Annotated in this window: 17 protein-coding genes and 5 tRNA genes; 13 read left to right on the top strand and 9 right to left on the bottom strand. The window is 32.2% G+C overall.

What is annotated here, in order from left to right; all coding sequences use genetic code 11:
- Window positions 1–63: 63 nt before the first annotated feature.
- From FH779_RS01110 to FH779_RS01080, 7 genes are all read right to left on the bottom strand, one after another.
- Entirely contained in the window at window positions 64–1695 is a 1632-nt protein-coding gene (locus FH779_RS01110) for an ArnT family glycosyltransferase (protein WP_180905755.1), read from the bottom strand.
- Window positions 1679–2314: a lipid-A-disaccharide synthase N-terminal domain-containing protein gene (locus tag FH779_RS01105; protein ID WP_180905754.1), complete on the bottom strand. Its 636-nt coding sequence runs from the start codon at window positions 2312–2314 to the stop codon at window positions 1679–1681. Before FH779_RS01105 ends, FH779_RS01110 begins: the two co-directional genes overlap by 17 nt.
- Entirely contained in the window at window positions 2314–3027 is a 714-nt protein-coding gene (locus FH779_RS01100) for a glycosyltransferase family 2 protein (RefSeq protein WP_180905753.1), read from the bottom strand. Before FH779_RS01100 ends, FH779_RS01105 begins: the two co-directional genes overlap by 1 nt.
- Window positions 3028–3153: 126 nt before the next feature.
- Complete coding sequence (locus FH779_RS01095) at window positions 3154–4203, bottom strand: glycosyltransferase family 9 protein (protein ID WP_180905752.1); 1050 nt, start codon at window positions 4201–4203, stop codon at window positions 3154–3156.
- 123 nt (window positions 4204–4326) lie between these two features.
- Complete coding sequence (locus tag FH779_RS01090) at window positions 4327–5031, bottom strand: SDR family oxidoreductase (protein WP_038330800.1); 705 nt, start codon at window positions 5029–5031, stop codon at window positions 4327–4329.
- Window positions 5032–5044: 13 nt separating this feature from the next.
- Window positions 5045–5821, bottom strand: a complete 777-nt coding sequence (locus FH779_RS01085; protein WP_125349992.1) for a hypothetical protein — start codon at window positions 5819–5821, stop codon at window positions 5045–5047.
- A 64-nt stretch (window positions 5822–5885) separates the two neighbouring features.
- The gene (locus FH779_RS01080; protein ID WP_180905751.1) at window positions 5886–6662 is read right to left on the bottom strand and encodes an enoyl-CoA hydratase/isomerase family protein; all 777 of its coding nucleotides are present in this window, start codon (window positions 6660–6662) and stop codon (window positions 5886–5888) included.
- A 253-nt stretch (window positions 6663–6915) separates the two neighbouring features.
- Here FH779_RS01080 and FH779_RS01075 point away from each other — a divergent pair, with 253 nt between their 5' ends.
- From FH779_RS01075 to FH779_RS01020, 12 genes are all read left to right on the top strand, one after another.
- Entirely contained in the window at window positions 6916–8310 is a 1395-nt protein-coding gene (locus FH779_RS01075) for an anthranilate synthase component I family protein (protein ID WP_180905750.1), read from the top strand.
- Window positions 8311–8313: 3 nt separating this feature from the next.
- Window positions 8314–8877, top strand: coding sequence for an anthranilate synthase component II (locus FH779_RS01070; protein WP_180905749.1), 564 nt, complete (start codon window positions 8314–8316; stop codon window positions 8875–8877).
- Window positions 8878–8881: 4 nt separating this feature from the next.
- Complete coding sequence (gene trpD / locus FH779_RS01065) at window positions 8882–9868, top strand: anthranilate phosphoribosyltransferase (protein WP_180905748.1); 987 nt, start codon at window positions 8882–8884, stop codon at window positions 9866–9868.
- On the top strand, window positions 9865–10650 hold the full coding sequence (gene trpC / locus FH779_RS01060) for an indole-3-glycerol phosphate synthase TrpC (RefSeq protein WP_180905747.1): 786 nt from the start codon (window positions 9865–9867) through the stop codon (window positions 10648–10650). The genes trpD and trpC overlap by 4 nt, the downstream gene beginning before the upstream one ends.
- A complete protein-coding gene (locus FH779_RS01055) occupies window positions 10647–11318 on the top strand; it encodes a phosphoribosylanthranilate isomerase (RefSeq protein WP_180905746.1) in 672 nt (223 codons plus the stop codon). The genes trpC and FH779_RS01055 overlap by 4 nt, the downstream gene beginning before the upstream one ends.
- A gap of 12 nt (window positions 11319–11330) precedes the next feature.
- The gene (trpB, locus tag FH779_RS01050) at window positions 11331–12515 is read left to right on the top strand and encodes a tryptophan synthase subunit beta (protein WP_180905745.1); all 1185 of its coding nucleotides are present in this window, start codon (window positions 11331–11333) and stop codon (window positions 12513–12515) included.
- Window positions 12516–12575: 60 nt separating this feature from the next.
- A tRNA-Pro gene (locus FH779_RS01045) sits at window positions 12576–12650 on the top strand.
- Between the two features lie 50 nt (window positions 12651–12700).
- A tRNA-Pro gene (locus tag FH779_RS01040) sits at window positions 12701–12775 on the top strand.
- A gap of 24 nt (window positions 12776–12799) precedes the next feature.
- Window positions 12800–12873 (top strand) — tRNA-Arg (locus FH779_RS01035).
- A 19-nt stretch (window positions 12874–12892) separates the two neighbouring features.
- Window positions 12893–12976, top strand: a tRNA-Ser gene (locus tag FH779_RS01030).
- Between the two features lie 22 nt (window positions 12977–12998).
- Window positions 12999–13073: transfer RNA gene (locus FH779_RS01025), tRNA-Pro, on the top strand.
- A gap of 47 nt (window positions 13074–13120) precedes the next feature.
- Window positions 13121–14035, top strand: a complete 915-nt coding sequence (locus FH779_RS01020; RefSeq protein ID WP_180905744.1) for a hypothetical protein — start codon at window positions 13121–13123, stop codon at window positions 14033–14035.
- A gap of 38 nt (window positions 14036–14073) precedes the next feature.
- Here FH779_RS01020 and FH779_RS01015 read toward each other — a convergent pair whose 3' ends face one another.
- Both FH779_RS01015 and FH779_RS01010 read right to left on the bottom strand, forming a co-directional pair.
- On the bottom strand, window positions 14074–14976 hold the full coding sequence (locus FH779_RS01015) for a ketopantoate reductase family protein (RefSeq protein WP_180905743.1): 903 nt from the start codon (window positions 14974–14976) through the stop codon (window positions 14074–14076).
- Between the two features lie 89 nt (window positions 14977–15065).
- Entirely contained in the window at window positions 15066–16220 is a 1155-nt protein-coding gene (locus FH779_RS01010; protein WP_180905742.1) for a hypothetical protein, read from the bottom strand.
- 190 nt (window positions 16221–16410) lie between these two features.
- Between FH779_RS01010 and FH779_RS01005 the strand changes: the two genes are divergently transcribed.
- Window positions 16411–17838 carry an amino acid permease gene (locus FH779_RS01005; RefSeq protein ID WP_180906776.1) on the top strand — a complete coding sequence of 476 codons (1428 nt, stop codon included), beginning with the start codon at window positions 16411–16413 and terminating at the stop codon, window positions 17836–17838.
- The last annotated feature ends 64 nt before the right edge of the window (window positions 17839–17902 follow it).

Below are 17902 nucleotides of genomic sequence, written 5' to 3'. Positions count from 1 at the left end.
AAACTGCAAAAGATTTTATTAGAATAACGAAAATTTAAGCTAAAAATTTTACTCGAAATTTAATCACTTTTTTTGAATCAAATAATAGTTTCTTTGAATACGATCGTTATAATTTTTTTGATCTTTTGAAGAATGATTCAAATCGACCACACCAATTTTTTTGATTGAATAATTATTGAAATGATCCGCAAAAAAAGTAGAATCTGACGGACTTGCTAACATTCCAAACTTCTCTTCTTTCGGGAAAATAGTTTTCTTTCCATCGTTAATTGCAGGAATTGAAGTCCCATAATTCAACACTATTTCTGGAACAAAACTTTGCCATTCGTATGTTTTAATTTGATTTTGTTGTTCTAATTTCTTTAGATTTTTAGCAGAAGAATACAACTCTTCGGAAAAAGTTAATTTAGAAAGTGGAAATCCAAATGCAACAACCGAGCACATCAATAAAATAGTTGAGTAAAATATCTGTTCAAATGATTTTATCTTTAATCCTTTAAAAATTGAGATTCCTAAAATGAATCCAACAATAGCAAAAGGAATCGACCAAACTAAAAATTCTGACAAACGATCTTTTGTATAAATAAAAACACCAACTGAAATCGCAATTCCTATTATTCCGTATAAACCAAACGTAAAATTGGTAAAATATCGTTCGGTTTTATTTGATAAATTTTTGAATTCTAATCGTAAATATTCGATGTAAAAGCCAATATTCATCGCTAATGGAATTAAAACTGGTAATAAATATCTTGATTTTTTTTCTGGAATTACAGATAATAAAACCACCGATAAAATTGTCCATAACCAAGCAAATTGATAAGCTTTTTTGTTTGCAACTTTATTTTTTAGATAAGGATAAATCAAGCTAACCAAAGCTGGAATTGTCCATAAACCCGATTGCGTAAAGAAACTCCAATAATAATAAATTGGGCGAGTGTTGTAACTGTGCCAATTGTTTACTTCTTTTTGAGAAGCTGCTAAAAAATGTTCTGCATCAAAGTATTTGACATACATCATCCATGCAAATCCTACAACGCAACCTAATATTATCGTTAAAATTGTGATTCCTAAATTTCTTCCTAATTTGTATCTATAAACAATAAAATAAGCAATTAAAAACGGTAAAAATAACGCATACAACGAAACTGGACCTTTGCTCATTATCGAACATCCTAACAAGAAAAATGCAGCAATAAAGTTGAAAAAATTAAATTTTGATGATTGAAATTCTTTCACTAAAAACAATATCGCTCCCATCACAAAACTATGCGTGTACATGTCCCAATTGTTGTCTCTTCCAGAGAAAAACACGTAAAATGAAGTAATTAAAACCAATGAAGAATTAACAACTTGTTGTTTTGTTAAATCGAAATGCGTTAATGTTTTATAGAACCAAACGACCAATAAAATGGTAATTAGAACAACTGGAATGCGTAACCAAAAAAAGTTTTCGAAACCAAAAACACTTCCAAAAGCAGCGGTAATCCAAGTTGGTAAAGGTGGCTTTTCATAGCGAGGCAAGCCGTTAAGCGTAGTAAAAATCCAGTTTCCATCGTGTACCATTTCTCGCGCCGAAATAATGTTTCGAGCTTCCATAATGTTCGTTTGTAAAACGCCAAGATTGACAAACAACATCAAAATTGTTACGATGATTAAAAATAAAACTGAATTTTGCTTAATCCACTGAACCATTTTTTTCTTTTCGTTTGATTAATATATTTCGAGCATAAACGATAAATCCCATAAAATGACCAACAAATAAGACGGGATCTTTTCGAATAATCGCGTAAGTTAAAATCAACAATGATCCTGTTAAACTAATGGCCCAAAATCCCATTGGTAATTGCGATTCGTGTTTTCGTTCGGAATAAATCCATTGATAGACGAAACGAAATGTGAAAAGTACCTGAGATACGACTCCTAAAGATAAAAGCCACATCGGAATTTTTTCGTTTTTGAATAATAAATCTACATCAAAAATTCCGTTATTGAAACCATATAAAACAATTAATGCAGGAAAAATATACAAGAAAATGCGTACTATTTTCGGAAATTCTTTCCAATGATTTTGAAGTTGAATATTTCTTATATAGATATAATACGTCAATGTTTGTCCCAACATAATCGAAAAATCATGACGTAAATAACCATATAAAAATAGCAAAACAGAGGCAAACAAGCTAACTTCCCAAAATAATTTTGGTGTAAGAACTTTCTTATTCTTTTCGGAAACAATCCATTGTAAAATAAGACGACTCGAAAAAAGTGCTTGTGCAAGAAAACCAATACTGATGATAACCCAATTTGGCATTACGCTCTTTCTTGAATTTTATAATTGATGTATTTTTTCTTCATCCAAACAAATGCAAAACAATCCATTAACGGTCCTAATAAACGGTTCCATAAATTGAATTTTGATTCGCCTGCAATACGAGGAAAATGCTTGACAGGAACTTGAGTAACCGTTCCATTTTGTAATAAAATCATAGCTGGTAAAAAACGGTGCAATCCTTTGAACATCGGAATTTTTTTCGCTTTTTCAGCATCTATAACTTTTAATGGACAACCCGTATCATCCATTCCATCATTGGTAAATGCTCTACGAATAGAATTGGCAATTTTAGATGACATGTTTTTCACGAAAGAATCTTTGCGATCTGCACGAACTCCAGTCACCAAATCATATTGATCTGCTAACGCTAATAATTTATTGAAATCTTCTGGATCAGTCTGTAAATCCGCATCGATATAACCAACCCATTTTGATTCCACTGTATCAAAACCAGCTTTTATAGCTGCAGATAAACCATAATTTTTGTCAAAAGAAATATAATGAAAAGCTTGATTTCTATTACAAATCTCTTTGATAAGAGCCAAACTTTTGTCTTTAGAACCATCATTAATCAATAAAATTTCAGTCCGTTTTATTGACTTTGACAGATATTGATTCATTGTTTCTTCCAATCTTATCAAGTTATCTTCCTCATTATAAATTGGGATGATAATTGTAAACTCTGTTGACATTTTTAAATTATTTCAGAGGACAAAGCTATGAAATAATCAAACGAAATTAAAATATTTTTGTTGAAGCTAATTTATTTCATATCAAATCGAAACGAACTTTGTTTGATGATAAAAAACAGTTTTTTTTTAAACCAATAATTTATCCATTTCTTGAACAAGAATACCCTTATCTTCATTATTAATCAAGACTACAGCATTTCCTATTCCATAAGGTTTATAACGCTCTAAGAAGCTTTGATCTTTAAACAAACCAATTGTTTTTGTAGGCGCTGCACAACTCAAATGCATCATACCAGAATCGGCTGCAATCACAAATTCGCAACTTTTCATCACAGCTGCAATTTCTCTCACATCTTTACTGTAATAAGTAGGCAATCTATGATTTAGCATCGAAATATTTTCGACAGGTAAAATTTCAATTAAATTATATTCTTGCGAATATTTTGGATAAAATAAATTATAAAATTCTATCCACCATTCCTCATCATAACATTTTACACCTGTTGCATACGTAAAAAACGCCAACGTTCTCTTTGAAGGATCTTGAATCAATTCATTTAACATTTCTATTCCTTTTGTAGACTCTTGCTCTGTTAACTGAATATTTAGAGTTGGATTATCTAAATTTCCTTCTTTATTTTTAAATAATTCTAAGAATTTTCTAAACACATAAACTGGATATTGCGCTTGATGAATATGAATTTCTTGATTCGAATTCATTTCAAATTCATTTCCAAAAATTTTATACTTAGAATTCGCAAAAGAAGTTGAAAGTCGTCCTGAAGATGAATTTTTATCAACATTAATGACTAAATCGTAATTCTTTTTTTTGATTTTTAGCCAAACTTTAGCGTATTGAATCAATTCTTTGAAAGGTTTTTTAGGTAATTCAATAATTTGATCAACTTGAGGATAGTTCTCAAAAATAATCGGAGCAACCTTACCTTTTACAAATAAGTCAATTTTAACACCAGGATTATATCGGATAATTTCCTGAATCAAAGGTGTAATCAATAGAATATTTCCCAGACGTTGATTGGGTCTGTTTATCAGTACTCTATTAAGTTCAAGAGGTTTTTCTTTGTCTATCTTTGGCAAATTACCATCACCTATTCCTCCTGTTAATCGACGCATAATTGTACGACGAAAATGATTGACTGATTTTTTAAAATTCATTAAAAAGTGCTCGTTAAAAAAATACCTTTATTGTATTCTTATTTTTCCACGAAACTATGTAAACTATTGGTAATTACGAAATATTTTTTTCATAAAAAAAGATCTCTTATCGAGATCTTTAAATTATTTTGTTTTCGTAGGACGAACTTCTATTTTACTTGGCAAAACATTTGGATTCATTTTCAATAAATCAACTACCATTTGTCCTAAATCTTCGGGCTGAATTTTCCATCCATCCTCCGAATTTGGCACATGATCATTAAAGTTTGAAGTCACAGAACCAGGCATAATCGTTGTACATTTGATATCATAATTTCTCAAATCTAACATCGCAGCTTGTGTAAAACCTACAACGCCAAATTTCGAAGCATTGTAACCCGCTCCATTCGCAAAGAAATTTGTTCCCGCCAAAGAAGCAATCGAAATATAATATCCTTTCGAAACTTTTAGTGCTTCAACAGACGCTTTTATCGTATGAAAAACTCCTGTTAGATTAGTATCAATCATCGCATTCCAATCTTCTAAAGAAAGTTCATCAACTGGTGCAAATTTTCCTAAACCAGCATTTGCAATCACAATATCCAAACGTCCAAACGCAGAAATAATTTGCTCAATTGCATTTTGTTCATCTTCGAAATGTCTCACATCCGACTGAATAGCCAATACGTTTTGATTTCCTAAATAATGACGAGCTTTTTCAACATCATCAATGTTTCGTCCAGAAATTGCCACTTTCAAACCATTTTCTACCAATGATTTTGCAATTCCTAATCCAATTCCTTTTGTTCCGCCCGTTATATAAGCTACTTTACCTTCTATATTTTGCATAATTATTTTAGTTTTATTTTTGGTTCAGCCAATTCCATTTACCATCTTTTCGGTAAATAAATCCTCCTTCTTTTGCGTTATCTTGATGCACATAAATCGCATCATAATCTAAAGTTACGATTTCATTTTTAGAAACTCCATTTAAATTTCGTTTCACTCCATCTTTATAATTCGAATAAAGTGGCGTTCCTTTTGGAATCATCATCAACGTTCCGAAATCATAATTTGTAATTTTGAACGGATCTTTTGCTCCTCCCAAACCATAAATTTGACTTCCTTTTTTCATATTATTCACAATAAATAAACGGATATTTCCTTTTGTATCAATCATTCTATATAAATAATCCACCACACCGTCACCAAAAAAGTCGCCTTTAATTGCGAAGCATTTGTAAGCTGTTGCTAAATAAAATTCGCTAAAAGCTGGGTGCGTAGAAATTTCTGTTTCGAATTGATTGACAAAATTTTGTTGTGTGATTAAATAACCACTAAACGCATACAAATCGCCTTGAGCAGAAGAATCATTAACTCCTTCATCCAAAATTAATTTAGACGAGCTAACATCTAATTTCACCCAGTTTCCACTTTTTGCTTTCCCATTATCTTTAATTGCAAACGCTTCACCTTTTTCTGAAATTTTAACAGGATATCCATACGGAATTTTACCAATTCGTTTTCCATTCGGACTTGTTCTAACAGTCAATCCTTCTTGTGCTATAACTTGATAAATTTCTTGTGAAAACACAATAGAACTCATCATCAAAATGAATCCAACAACTATTTTTTTCATGATGTAAAATTAAAAAGCTTCAAGTAATCTTGAAGCTTTTATATGAACTATTTTAAATTAAAATTTACTTAAAATTAGGTTTTCTTTTCTCTACAAAAGCAGTTGTTCCTTCTTTGAAATCTTCTTCATCAAATAAATTTCCGAAACTTTCAATTTCAACCTCAAAACCATTGTCTTTATCCGACGCATTAATTGCTCTAATCGCATGACGAATCGCTACAGAAGAATTTCTAGAGATCTTAGTCGCAATTTCTTTCGCACGGTTGATTAATTCAGCTTGTTCAATAACTTCGTTCACTAAACCAATTTCATATGCGCGCTCAGCTGTAAACATATCTGCTGTCATAATTGCCTGCATTGCACGACCTTTTCCAATTAATTTTGGCAAACGTTGCGTTCCTCCGTAACCAGGAATCAAACCTAATGTAACCTCTGGTAATCCTAATTTTGCATTAGTTGATGCAATACGAAAATGGGAAGCCATCGCTAATTCTAAACCTCCCCCTAAAGCGAAACCATTCACTGCAGCGATTACAGGTTTCTTAGAGTTTTCAATTTTATCAAAAACATTTTCTTGTCCTTTTGCAGCTAATTGCTCACCTTGACGACCATCAAAACTTGCAAATTCTTTGATATCAGCACCAGCAACGAAAGATTTCTCACCAGAACCAGTCAAAATAATTACTCGAATAGCAGGATCTGAATCCGCATCAGTAAAAAAGTTTGAAATATCATCTAATAAATCTTTGTTCAACGCATTTAACGCTTGCGGACGATTTAAAGTAACTAACGCAATTTTATTTTCTACTTCAACAATCAGATTGTTATAATTATATTCCATTTTGTTTGTGTTTTTATTATTCACTCAAAAATATCAATTGTTCACTCAACTAAAAAATTTATCAAAAAATAATTTGTACAATTCAAAATCCTTTCTAAATTTGTCCCAATGAAAACATTATTTACAAATAACTGGTGGTGGAATATCGAACAACAAAGCGTTGGTTCGTAAGACCTCTATGCAGTTATATGTAGAAAAGGCTTGTCGTAACCGACAAGCCTTTTTTTGTGCTCTAAACCTAAATATTTAACAAATGAATTTAACTTTTAAAATACAGAAAGAAACTGTTTTAGCGGATTTAACGACTCCTGTTCAGCTTTATTTGAAACTTCGAGATATTTATCCGAACGCCTTATTATTAGAGAGTTCTGACTATCATTCGAAGACAGATGCTAACTCTTTTATTTGCCTTAATCCGATCGCAACTTTTAAGGTTACAAACGGAATGGTAAATGAAACGTATGCAAATGGCGAAACAAAAGAATATGCGTTGAATGATCAGGAATTGACAGAGAAATTCAAAGAATTCACAAATCAATTCATTATTCAAAATGGAGAAGATTTACCTGTAAATGGTTTATTCGGATACATTGCTTGGGATGCGATTCCTCATTTCGAAACAGTAAAATTTTCGGCAAAAGGAAATGAAGCAACGATCCCAGAATTTTCATATTCATTCTATCAAAATATTGTGGTCTTCAATCATTTTCATAACGAAATTCAGTTTATCGAATATCAAAATGAAGAAACAATTTCTAAATTTTCTGAAATTAAAAGTGTTGTTCATAACAAATCAATTGTTGAATATCCATTTAATGTCGAATCTGAAATTCAATCGAATTTAACAGATGATGAATTCAAAGAAATGGTAACAAAATGTAAACAATCTTGTTTCCGTGGAGATGTTTTTCAGATTGTTCCTTCTCGTCAATTCAAACAAAAATTTTCGGGTGATGAATTCAATGTTTACCGCATTTTACGTTCGGTAAATCCTTCGCCTTATTTGTTTTATTTCGACTATGGGAATTATAAAATCTTCGGTTCTTCGCCAGAAGCGCAAATTATTATTAATAATAATCATGCAGAAATTCATCCAATTGCAGGAACAGTTCGTAGAACAGGAAGTCCAACTTTGGACAAAGAGTTAACCGAAAAATTAATCGCTGATCCTAAAGAAAACGAAGAACATGTGATGTTAGTCGATTTAGCTCGAAATGATTTGAGTCGAAATTCTGCTGATGTAAAAGTCGCGCAATACAAAGAAATTCAGTATTTCTCTCACGTTATTCACATGGTTTCGAAAGTAACTGCTCAATTGGATCCAAGTGTGAATACAATGAAAGTTTTTGCAGATTCTTTTCCAGCCGGAACGCTTTCTGGCGCACCAAAATTCAAAGCAATGGAATTGTTAGACGGTTACGAAAATCAAAATCGTGGCGTTTACGGTGGCGGAATTGGCTATTTAGGATTCAACGGAGATATCAATATGGCGATTGCAATTCGTACGTTCGTCAGCAAACAAAATACCTTATATTTTCAGGCTGGTGCTGGAGTTGTTTCCAAATCCATTGAAGAAAATGAATTACAAGAAGTCAATCATAAATTAGGAGCGCTTCGTCGTTCAATAGAAATCGCTCAAAACCTATAAACTATGAAAATTTTAGTTATCGATAATTACGATTCATTTACATACAATTTAGTGCATTCACTAAAGAAATTCGCCGATGATATTACCGTTGTTCGCAATGATGGAATCGCTTTGGAAGAGGTAAATAATTATGATAAAATATTACTTTCTCCTGGCCCAGGAATCCCTGATGAAGCCAATTTATTAAAACCAATCATCGAAAAATATGCTGCAACAAAATCAATTTTTGGAGTTTGTTTAGGTCAACAAGCAATTGGAGAGGTTTTTGGAGGAAAATTATTAAATACGCAAGAAGTTTTTCATGGAGTTGAATCAACAATTGAAGTGATAAAAGACGAAGTGTTATTCCATAATTTACCGAAAAAATTAGAAGTTGGACGTTACCATTCTTGGGTAGTTTCGAACGAAGATTTTCCTGAAGAATTAGAAATTACAGCAATTGGTCCAAAAGGAGAAATCATGGCTTTGCGTCACAAAACCTATGATGTCCGTGGTGTTCAGTTTCATCCAGAATCTATTTTGACGCCACTTGGAGATGAGATGATTAAGAATTGGTTAGAAGTTTAAAACGATGAAAAAATTATTAAATTTATTATTCGAAAATTATACCTTGAGCGAAGATGAAGCGTATCAAATTATGGTGGAAATTTCGGAAGAAAAATATTCAGCAGTCGAATTAGCTTCTTTTGTAACCATTTTTAATATGCGCAACATTACGTTGGAGGAGTTAAAAGGCTATCGTCGAGCGTTGTTAGATTTATGCATCAAAGTTGATTTACCAAAGCAAGCGATTGATGTTGTAGGAACGGGCGGCGATGGAAAAGACACGTTTAATATTTCGACTTTGAGTTGTTTTGTTTTGGCCGGAGCTGGAGAAAAAATTATCAAACAAGGAAATTATGGAGCGTCGTCTGTGAGCGGTTCTTCGAATATGTTGGATAATTTTGGTTACGAATTTTCTGTTAATCAAGATAAATTAAAGCGTGAATTTGAAGAGGTCGGAATTACATTTTTACATGCGCCTCTTTTCCATCCTGCTTTGGCGAAAGTTGCTCCGATTAGAAAAGGTTTGGCAGTAAAAACATTTTTCAATTTAATGGGACCTTTGGTGAATCCAGTTCAACCAGAATTTCAAAATTTAGGAACGTATGATGTAAAAACTGCGCGATTATACCATTATGTGATGCAAAATTCGGGTGTGAAATATTCGATTTCGACTGCGTTGGCTGGTTATGACGAAATTTCGTTGACTTCGCCTACAAAAGTGTACAATAATTCAGGTGAATTTGTTTTAGAAAGTAAAGATTTTGGTTTAAGTATTCTTCAACCAGATGAGATAAAAGGCGGAAAATCAATCGAAGAAAATTCTAAAATATTTTTGAGTGTTTTAGAAGGAAATTCAACTCAAGCACAAAAAGAAGTTGTGTTAGCAAATGCTGCTTTAGCGCTTAAAACAATTTATCCAACCAAAGATTTAATAGAATGTGTAGCGATTGCAAACGAAAGTTTAGATAGTAAAAAAGCATTAAATGTATTCCAAAAATTAATGAAACCATGAAAACGATATTAGACGAAATTGTCGCGCAAAAACGTGTTGAAATTTTAGAAAAACAGAAAACTCAATCAATCGAAAGTTTTAAAAATTCAGAAAATTTCTTGCTTCCTGTAAAATCTGCAAAAGCTTCAATTTTAGATAAATCAAAATCTGGAATTATTGCAGAGTTTAAGCGAAAATCACCTTCAAAAGGTTTTATTAACAAAGATGCAAACGTAAAAGAAGTTGTTTCGGGTTACGAAAAATATGGTGCTTCTGTGATTTCTGTTTTGACAGATGAAGAATTTTTTGGAGGAAGTTTTGATGATTTACAACAAGCAAAAGAAGTTTTAAATATTCCAGTTTTGCGCAAAGATTTTATTGTTGATGAATTTCAAGTTTACGAAACCAAAGCAATTGGTGCGGATTTGATGTTGTTGATTGCAGAATGTTTGACGAAAGATGAAGTGTATCATTTAGCGAAAACAGCAAAAGAAATTGGTTTGGAAGTTTTGTTAGAATTACATTCGGAAGATCAATTGGAAAAAGTAAATGAATTCATCGATTTGATTGGAATTAACAACCGTAATTTGAAAAATTTTGAAGTTGATATCGAAAAATCAAAACAGATTTTGAAACAATTACCAACCGATTTAATCAAAGTTGCTGAAAGCGGAATTTCTGATCCTAAAACAGTAAAAGAATTAAGACAAGCTGGATTTCAGGCATTTTTGATTGGTGAAAATTTTATGAAAGCTGAAAATCCGACCGAAGCATTTGAACAATTTGTAAAAGAATCGAAATGAAACGTTTTCAAATAAAAGTTTGCGGAAACAATAACATCGAAAATTTCAAAGAAATTGCAGCAATCGAACCCGATTATGTTGGCTTTATTTTCTATCCAAAATCAAAACGATTTGTAGAAGATGAATCTATTTTTGAAATTTTTCCAAATGCAGAAAAAGTTGGTGTTTTCGTGAATGAATCCATCGAAAATATTCTTGAAAAAGTTGAACAATATAAATTAGATGTTGTGCAATTACATGGAGATGAAACAGCAGATTTTTGTAAAGAATTAATCAACCAAAAACATCAACAATTATTAACTGATGAAAGCTTTTTAGACTTTAAAATTTGGAAAGCTGTTGGTATAAAATCAATTGAAGATTTTCAACAATTAACCACTTATCAACAAGTTGTTGATAGTTTTGTTTTTGACACAAAATCAAGTAATTACGGTGGAGCTGGAAAGAAATTTGATTGGCAATTATTAACAAACTATGAGTTATCAACACCCTTTTTATTAAGTGGAGGAATAACATTGGAAGATGCATTTATCTTGAAAAATTTTCAACATCCTAGATGTATTGGATTTGATATCAATAGTGGTTTTGAGTTAGCACCAGGAATTAAAAAAACTGACGAAGTAAAACAGTTTATCGATACAATTGATGGACGAATTGAACAAAATTAAAAAATAAACAAAATGAAATACGAAGTTGACGAAAGAGGTTTTTATGGTGAATTTGGAGGAGCATTTATTCCAGAATTATTACATCATAATTGTGAAGAATTATCAGAAGCTTTAGCAAAATATACCGATACAGACGAATTCAAAAACGAATTTAATTTGTTATTAAAAGATTACGTTGGTCGACCAAGTCCATTGTATTTTGCACCAAATCTTTCAAAAAAATATAACACCAATATTTTATTAAAGCGTGAAGATTTGAATCATACAGGAGCGCATAAAATCAATAATGCGATTGGTCAGGCACTTTTAGCAAAACGAATGGGTAAAACCAAAATTATTGCCGAAACTGGCGCTGGACAACACGGTGTTGCAACTGCAACAGTCTGTGCGTTGATGGGATTAGAATGTATCGTTTTTATGGGAGAAATTGACATTGCTCGTCAAGCACCAAATGTTGCGCGAATGAAAATGTTAGGTGCAGAAGTTATTCCAGCAACATCAGGTAGTAAAACTCTGAAAGATGCTACGAACGAAGCGATTCGTTATTGGATTAATAATCCTGAAACTTTTTACATCATTGGTTCTGTCGTTGGACCTCATCCTTATCCTGCAATGGTAACAAAATTCCAAGCGATTATTTCGGAAGAAATTAAAGCACAAATGAAAGAGAAATATGGGAAAGAAAATCCTGATTACGTGATTGCTTGTGTTGGTGGCGGAAGTAATGCTGCGGGAGCTTTTTATCATTTTTTAAATGATGATTCTGTCAAATTAATCGCGGTTGAAGCGGCAGGTTTGGGCGTAGAATCTGGAGAAACTGCTGCTACAACGATCAAAGGAACGGAAGGAATTATTCATGGAAGCCGAACATTATTGATGCAAGATAAAGATGGACAAATTGTCGAACCTTATTCAATTTCGGCTGGATTAGACTATCCTGGAGTTGGTCCTTTACATGCGCATTTGTTCAAAACTGGACGTGCAGAATTCTTAAATGCAACAGATGATGAAGCCTTGGAAGCAGCTTTTATGTTGACAAAAGAGGAAGGAATCATTCCTGCATTAGAATCTTCTCATGCTTTAGCTGCTTTAGAAAAAATTAATTTTAAACCGCAAGACATTGTGGTTCTGAACCTTTCAGGAAGAGGAGATAAAGATTTAGAAACATATATGAAAGTTTCCGAAAAATATTCTTAAAAATATTTGGTTAATTTTCAAAAATCACCTTACATTTGCACCCACGATAATGAAATCTATCGGGGTGTAGCGTAGCCCGGTCATCGCGCCTGCTTTGGGAGCAGGAGGTCGCAGGTTCGAATCCTGCCACCCCGACAAAATTTTCATCCGAAAATAGAAAGATTTATCGTAAAGAATGACCGAATCGGGGTGTAGCGTAGCCCGGTCATCGCGCCTGCTTTGGGAGCAGGAGGTCGCAGGTTCGAATCCTGCCACCCCGACAAAATTCAATGAATTTTTGGATCGGTCCAGTAGCTCAGCTGGATAGAGCAACTGCCTTCTAAGCAGTAGGTCTCAGGTTCGAATCCTGACTGGATCACACGTTTTATTAAAAACCAGGAGAGGTGCCAGAGCGGTAATGGAGCAGATTGCTAATCTGTCATCGGGAAACCGATGCCAGGGTTCGAGTCCCTGTCTCTCCGCATTTTTTTTGAATGACCGAATCGGGGTGTAGCGTAGCCCGGTCATCGCGCCTGCTTTGGGAGCAGGAGGTCGCAGGTTCGAATCCTGCCACCCCGACAAAAACCTTTGTATATTTGCAAAGGTTTTTTTTATACATTTATTTCATGAAATCTATCTTAGGTAATAAAGAATCTTTTATCTCATACTCCGTTGCTTTTCTATTTATTTTAATCATGATTGGAGCGGCAATGATTTATGATGATAAAGAAATTATTTTACCAGAAGTTGCTGCATTATCTGTCGGAATTTTAACGTTTCGAGAAAATAAATGGCTACAACGACCATTTCATATTTTTTTACTTCCATCCATAACTGCTATTTTAGGATTTGGAATTAATTTTTTACCAATTATATTATCACTCAAATTAGCATTGGTATTAGTTGCGATGTTAATTGTCTTGAAAATTTTTAAAAGTCAACTTGCACCAGCATTAGCTACGGGATTATTACCAATTGTTACAAATGCAGAATCTTTTGTATTTCTATATGCGATATTTCTATTTGTCTTGTTACTTTTTCTATCAATAAAAATATTCAAACTAAAACCAACTGAAAATGCGATTCCAATGATTTATACAAGCCATAACAGATGGTTAATCGGATTATGTGTAGTTTGGTTTGCAGCTTGTTATTTTAGCGGTTTTGCACACTTCTCTGCTATTCCTCCTATTATCGTAATTTCTTTTGAATCTTTAAATAACCCAACATTAAAATTAACTGTACGTCTAAAACGTATTCTTGTAATGTTTATGGCTACAATGGCTGGTTGTTTGACGATGCATTATCTTGATAATTGGTTAATCATTGGCTTGATCGATTTGATTATCGTAATGTTTATTTTGAAATTAACAGATTTACGCTTACCTCCTGCTTTTGCAATGGTTATTTTACCAATGATTTTACCTTCTGACTCGATAAAATATTTACCTGTTGCAACATTAATTATGAGTATATTTTTTATGTTATCGATTTATATTATTCAGAAAGTTGCTTATCCAAAAGCAATCGATTTCAAATAAAAAAGTCATCCAAACTTGAATGACTTTATGACTATTTCTTAATATGTTTCTTCAATTGATTTTACCATATTATAAATGAATTCATTGTAAGGTGTCGGAATATTATATTGTTTTCCTAAACTGATAATTTCGCCTGCAAATTCATCCACTTCCGAATATCTTTTTGCTTCGCGATCTTGTAACATCGAAGTTTTACCAAACTCATCCACAATTTTCATTGTAGATTTCATTCGATCCACTTCTTCTTGACCAATTGCAACTCCATGTGCATTCCCAACTGCAAGAACTTCATTAGAAATCATATCCATTAAAACCTCGAGATGTTGATTGGTACGAAATTGTCCATATGGAAACTCCAACAAAAATGTCAATTGATTTCCGACAACATTTACCAAATATTTCGCCCACTGCGCTTTCTGAATATCATCCGATAATTGATTTGGAATTTCAGCAACATTCATCAATTCATGTAAATCGACTAATTTATCATGATTAATTGAATCCATTTTCCCAAAAATAATTTTTCCTATACTCGAAAACGTCACGCGATTATCAACTTTTACAGCATCCATATATGCAACTGCATTCACCACACGATCCCATCCAAAATGATCTGCCAAAACACGTTCAGAAGAAATTCCGTTCATCAAACTTACAATCATTGTGTTTTCACCAACAAAAGGCCTCATATCTTCTATCGCTTGCTGTAAATGCGAACTTTTAACGACTAAAAATATATAATCTGGATAATTATTCTCCTCGATTTTTGTGACATAATTAAAATCATACGCTTTATCATTCACAAAAATTTGCGATTTTTCGTATCGATTTTTTCGCTCCTCATCTACAATTACACTTACAATTTCTGGATTATATTCATAAAAACTCGCTGCATATTTTGCTCCTAAAGCTCCCAATCCAAGAAAATAAATTGATTTCATTTTTTTGTTATTTAGAAGATAAATTTAAAATAAAATCTACAACATTTACGAATTTAAGTCTTTGAAAAAATTTAATATTTCGGTTATAATTAGTTTTGATAAACTTTTGACAATTCTTTTGGATTGAGATACAAATAATAAATCAAATTACGCAAATCATCAAGATTTGAGCTAGAACCTACAGCTATTTCATTGTCTTTTTGAAAATTCTTTTTCAATACATCATACAATTGATTTATTTTCTTCCAATCATCTTTTGCAGCAATTTTTTCAACAGATTTATTATTCGCAGATTTCGCTAATTGTGAAGGCGTTTTCTGAATCGCTTCAAATAAAACATATAGATTGTTGACATGATTGATATAATTGTATGTTTCATTTACGGCAAAATAATTCACAAGAGTTTTCTCTTCATCCGAAATTTTCAAGCTAGAAATTAACTTCATTTCCTCGCCCAACCATTCATAAGCCGACAATCCAATTTGAGAAGCATTTTGCGTTACAACCATTCTTGGAATTGGTTCTGCATTTGCAATTTTATTTAAAATAAATTCTGTTTTTTGATTCAAAACATCCAATCGATTATTTGCTGGAGCAAGACATTTCAAAGCATAATCGCAATTATAACCTAACGTAATTATCTCCTCAAGTTCAGAAAAAATATCGGCAGAAGTATCATTGTTGAAACTCTCAAAATTTTGCAAACAATTATCTTGGTATTTCTCTTTAAAATCATTCATAGAAGAATAATCTTTTTTATCAATATCCCAAATAAGATTAAAATTATAAGCAAAAACATTCACAAATTGCATCGTTTTACTTTGTGGATTTTCATCAACAAATTTTTGATATACTTCTACTTTAGGAGATTCTGTATCGCAATCATCCATCAACGCAATTAAAAATCGTTCGTTAAGTGGAGTTTTCGTTCCAAATTTCTTTCCAACAGATTTTTTAAATTTCTCTTTATAGTCAACAAAATATGATTTTTGATTATCATTCAACACAAAATAAACTTCGAGTTCAGAAAGAAGTCCAACTTTCTTACCTAATTCGATATTATTATCCAACAAATATTTTTCGAAAGTAGAATAATCAATTCCTTTTTCTTTCGTTTTTTCTAAAATCGTATCATCAAGATAAGCCCTCGAACCAAAAGGCAAAGAATATAAAAAAGGACCATCTGCAAAAAGTTGAACAGAGGTAAATAGAGTCAATAGAAAAGTAAAAAGTAGTTTTTTCATAAGGTTGATTTTTATAAAATTAGAAATTTTATTGAATATTTTTTCAAGTTTTAGATGATTTAACATGAATAAAAAAGCGTTACAAATCATTTTCTTAATATTAATTCAAACAAGACAATTCTTCAAATTGTTCTTTTTAAAAATAGTTTTTACATATATTTAACAAATTAATACATCACACGTGAGTCAAATAAAAAATACCGAGGAAAAAGAATTGCAAAGAGGTCTTACAAACCGACATATTCAATTGATTGCTTTAGGTGGCGCGATTGGAACTGGTTTGTTTTTAGGAATTGGACCCGCTGCTGTTTTAGCTGGACCATCTGTTATTTTAGGTTATGCAATTGCAGGAATCATAGCCTTCTTCATCATGCGTCAATTAGGAGAAATGGTTGTAAACGAACCTGTTTCAGGAAGTTTTAGTCATTTTGCATATAAATATTGGGGATCTTTTGCTGGATTTGCTTCTGGTTGGAATTATTGGATTCTTTATGTTTTGGTAAGTATGTCTGAGTTGACTGCAATCGGAATTTATGTACAATTTTGGTGGCCAGAAATCCCATTATGGGCTTCAAGTTTGTTCTTTTTTATTATAATTAATGCATTGAATTTAGGATCTGTAAAAATGTTTGGTGAAGCTGAATTTTGGTTTTCTATCATCAAAGTAATTGCGATTATTGCAATGATTATTTTTGGAGCTTATCTGTTAATAAGCGGAACTGGAGGTGAACAAGCAACAATACAAAACCTTTGGAACAATGGAGGTTTTTTCCCTAAAGGTTGGTTATCTGGTAATAGTGAAGGTGGTTTTAGCGGATTATTTGCCGCAATGGCTCTTATTATGTTCTCTTTTGGAGGTTTAGAATTGATTGGAATCACAGCTGCTGAAGCTAAAAATCCAGAAAAAACAATTCCAAAAGCAACCAATCAAGTAATTTATAGAATTTTAATCTTCTATGTTGGAGCATTAATTATCTTATTTTCGTTGGCGCCTTGGGAAACGATCACGGATAAAAGTAGTCCTTTTGTGATGGTTTTTGAGAATTTGAATCATTTGAAACTAAATATTTTTGGTAACACGATTGATTTTTCAAAATTAATTGCAAACGCACTAAATATTATCGTTTTGACAGCGGCTTTATCAGTTTACAACAGCTCTGTTTACAGTAATAGTAGAATGTTGTATGGTTTGGCAGAGCAAGGAAATGCACCTAAATTCTTGAAAAAATTAAACAAAAATCACGTGCCTGTTATGGCGATTTTAGTTTCATCTTTTTTCGCTGCAATTTGTATTTTGATTAATAAAATAATTCCAGAAAACGCCTTCCATGTATTGATGTCTTTAGTGGTTTCTTCGTTAGTAATTAACTGGATTATGATTTCGATAACACATCTTAAATACAGAAAACAAAAGAATTTAGAGAACACAAAAACATTATTTCCATCTTTCTTGTATCCTATCAGTAATTACATTTGTCTAATTTTCTTATTTGGAATTTTAGTAATTATGTGGTTTACAGGACTTAAAATTTCAGTGGAATTAATTCCAGTTTGGTTGATCTTCCTTTACATCGCTTATCGAATTGTAAAAGAAAATAAAAAGAAAAATTCTTTATAAGAAGAAACAAAAAATCCGCTCAATGAGCGGATTTTTTAATCGACTTTGGTTGCAAAGCAAACCT

Origin of the sequence: Empedobacter falsenii (assembly GCF_013488205.1) — a bacterium.
Classification (GTDB): domain Bacteria; phylum Bacteroidota; class Bacteroidia; order Flavobacteriales; family Weeksellaceae; genus Empedobacter; species Empedobacter falsenii_C.
Note: the sequence above shows the minus strand (reverse complement) of the source record. Positions and strands in the feature narration are given on the sequence as shown.

What these genes read in the sequence shown, in the direction of transcription:
- FH779_RS01110 (WP_180905755.1), bottom strand. Translation starts at nt 1,695, where the DNA reads ATGGTTCAGTGGATTAAGCAAAATTCAGTTTTATTTTTAATCATCGTA.
- FH779_RS01105 (WP_180905754.1), bottom strand. Translation starts at nt 2,314, where the DNA reads ATGCCAAATTGGGTTATCATCAGTATTGGTTTTCTTGCACAAGCACTT.
- FH779_RS01100 (WP_180905753.1), bottom strand. Translation starts at nt 3,027, where the DNA reads ATGTCAACAGAGTTTACAATTATCATCCCAATTTATAATGAGGAAGAT.
- FH779_RS01095 (WP_180905752.1), bottom strand. Translation starts at nt 4,203, where the DNA reads ATGAATTTTAAAAAATCAGTCAATCATTTTCGTCGTACAATTATGCGT.
- FH779_RS01090 (WP_038330800.1), bottom strand. Translation starts at nt 5,031, where the DNA reads ATGCAAAATATAGAAGGTAAAGTAGCTTATATAACGGGCGGAACAAAA.
- FH779_RS01085 (WP_125349992.1), bottom strand. Translation starts at nt 5,821, where the DNA reads ATGAAAAAAATAGTTGTTGGATTCATTTTGATGATGAGTTCTATTGTG.
- FH779_RS01080 (WP_180905751.1), bottom strand. Translation starts at nt 6,662, where the DNA reads ATGGAATATAATTATAACAATCTGATTGTTGAAGTAGAAAATAAAATT.
- FH779_RS01075 (WP_180905750.1), top strand. Translation starts at nt 6,916, where the DNA reads ATGAATTTAACTTTTAAAATACAGAAAGAAACTGTTTTAGCGGATTTA.
- FH779_RS01070 (WP_180905749.1), top strand. Translation starts at nt 8,314, where the DNA reads ATGAAAATTTTAGTTATCGATAATTACGATTCATTTACATACAATTTA.
- trpD (WP_180905748.1), top strand. Translation starts at nt 8,882, where the DNA reads ATGAAAAAATTATTAAATTTATTATTCGAAAATTATACCTTGAGCGAA.
- trpC (WP_180905747.1), top strand. Translation starts at nt 9,865, where the DNA reads ATGAAAACGATATTAGACGAAATTGTCGCGCAAAAACGTGTTGAAATT.
- FH779_RS01055 (WP_180905746.1), top strand. Translation starts at nt 10,647, where the DNA reads ATGAAACGTTTTCAAATAAAAGTTTGCGGAAACAATAACATCGAAAAT.
- trpB (WP_180905745.1), top strand. Translation starts at nt 11,331, where the DNA reads ATGAAATACGAAGTTGACGAAAGAGGTTTTTATGGTGAATTTGGAGGA.
- FH779_RS01020 (WP_180905744.1), top strand. Translation starts at nt 13,121, where the DNA reads ATGAAATCTATCTTAGGTAATAAAGAATCTTTTATCTCATACTCCGTT.
- FH779_RS01015 (WP_180905743.1), bottom strand. Translation starts at nt 14,976, where the DNA reads ATGAAATCAATTTATTTTCTTGGATTGGGAGCTTTAGGAGCAAAATAT.
- FH779_RS01010 (WP_180905742.1), bottom strand. Translation starts at nt 16,220, where the DNA reads ATGAAAAAACTACTTTTTACTTTTCTATTGACTCTATTTACCTCTGTT.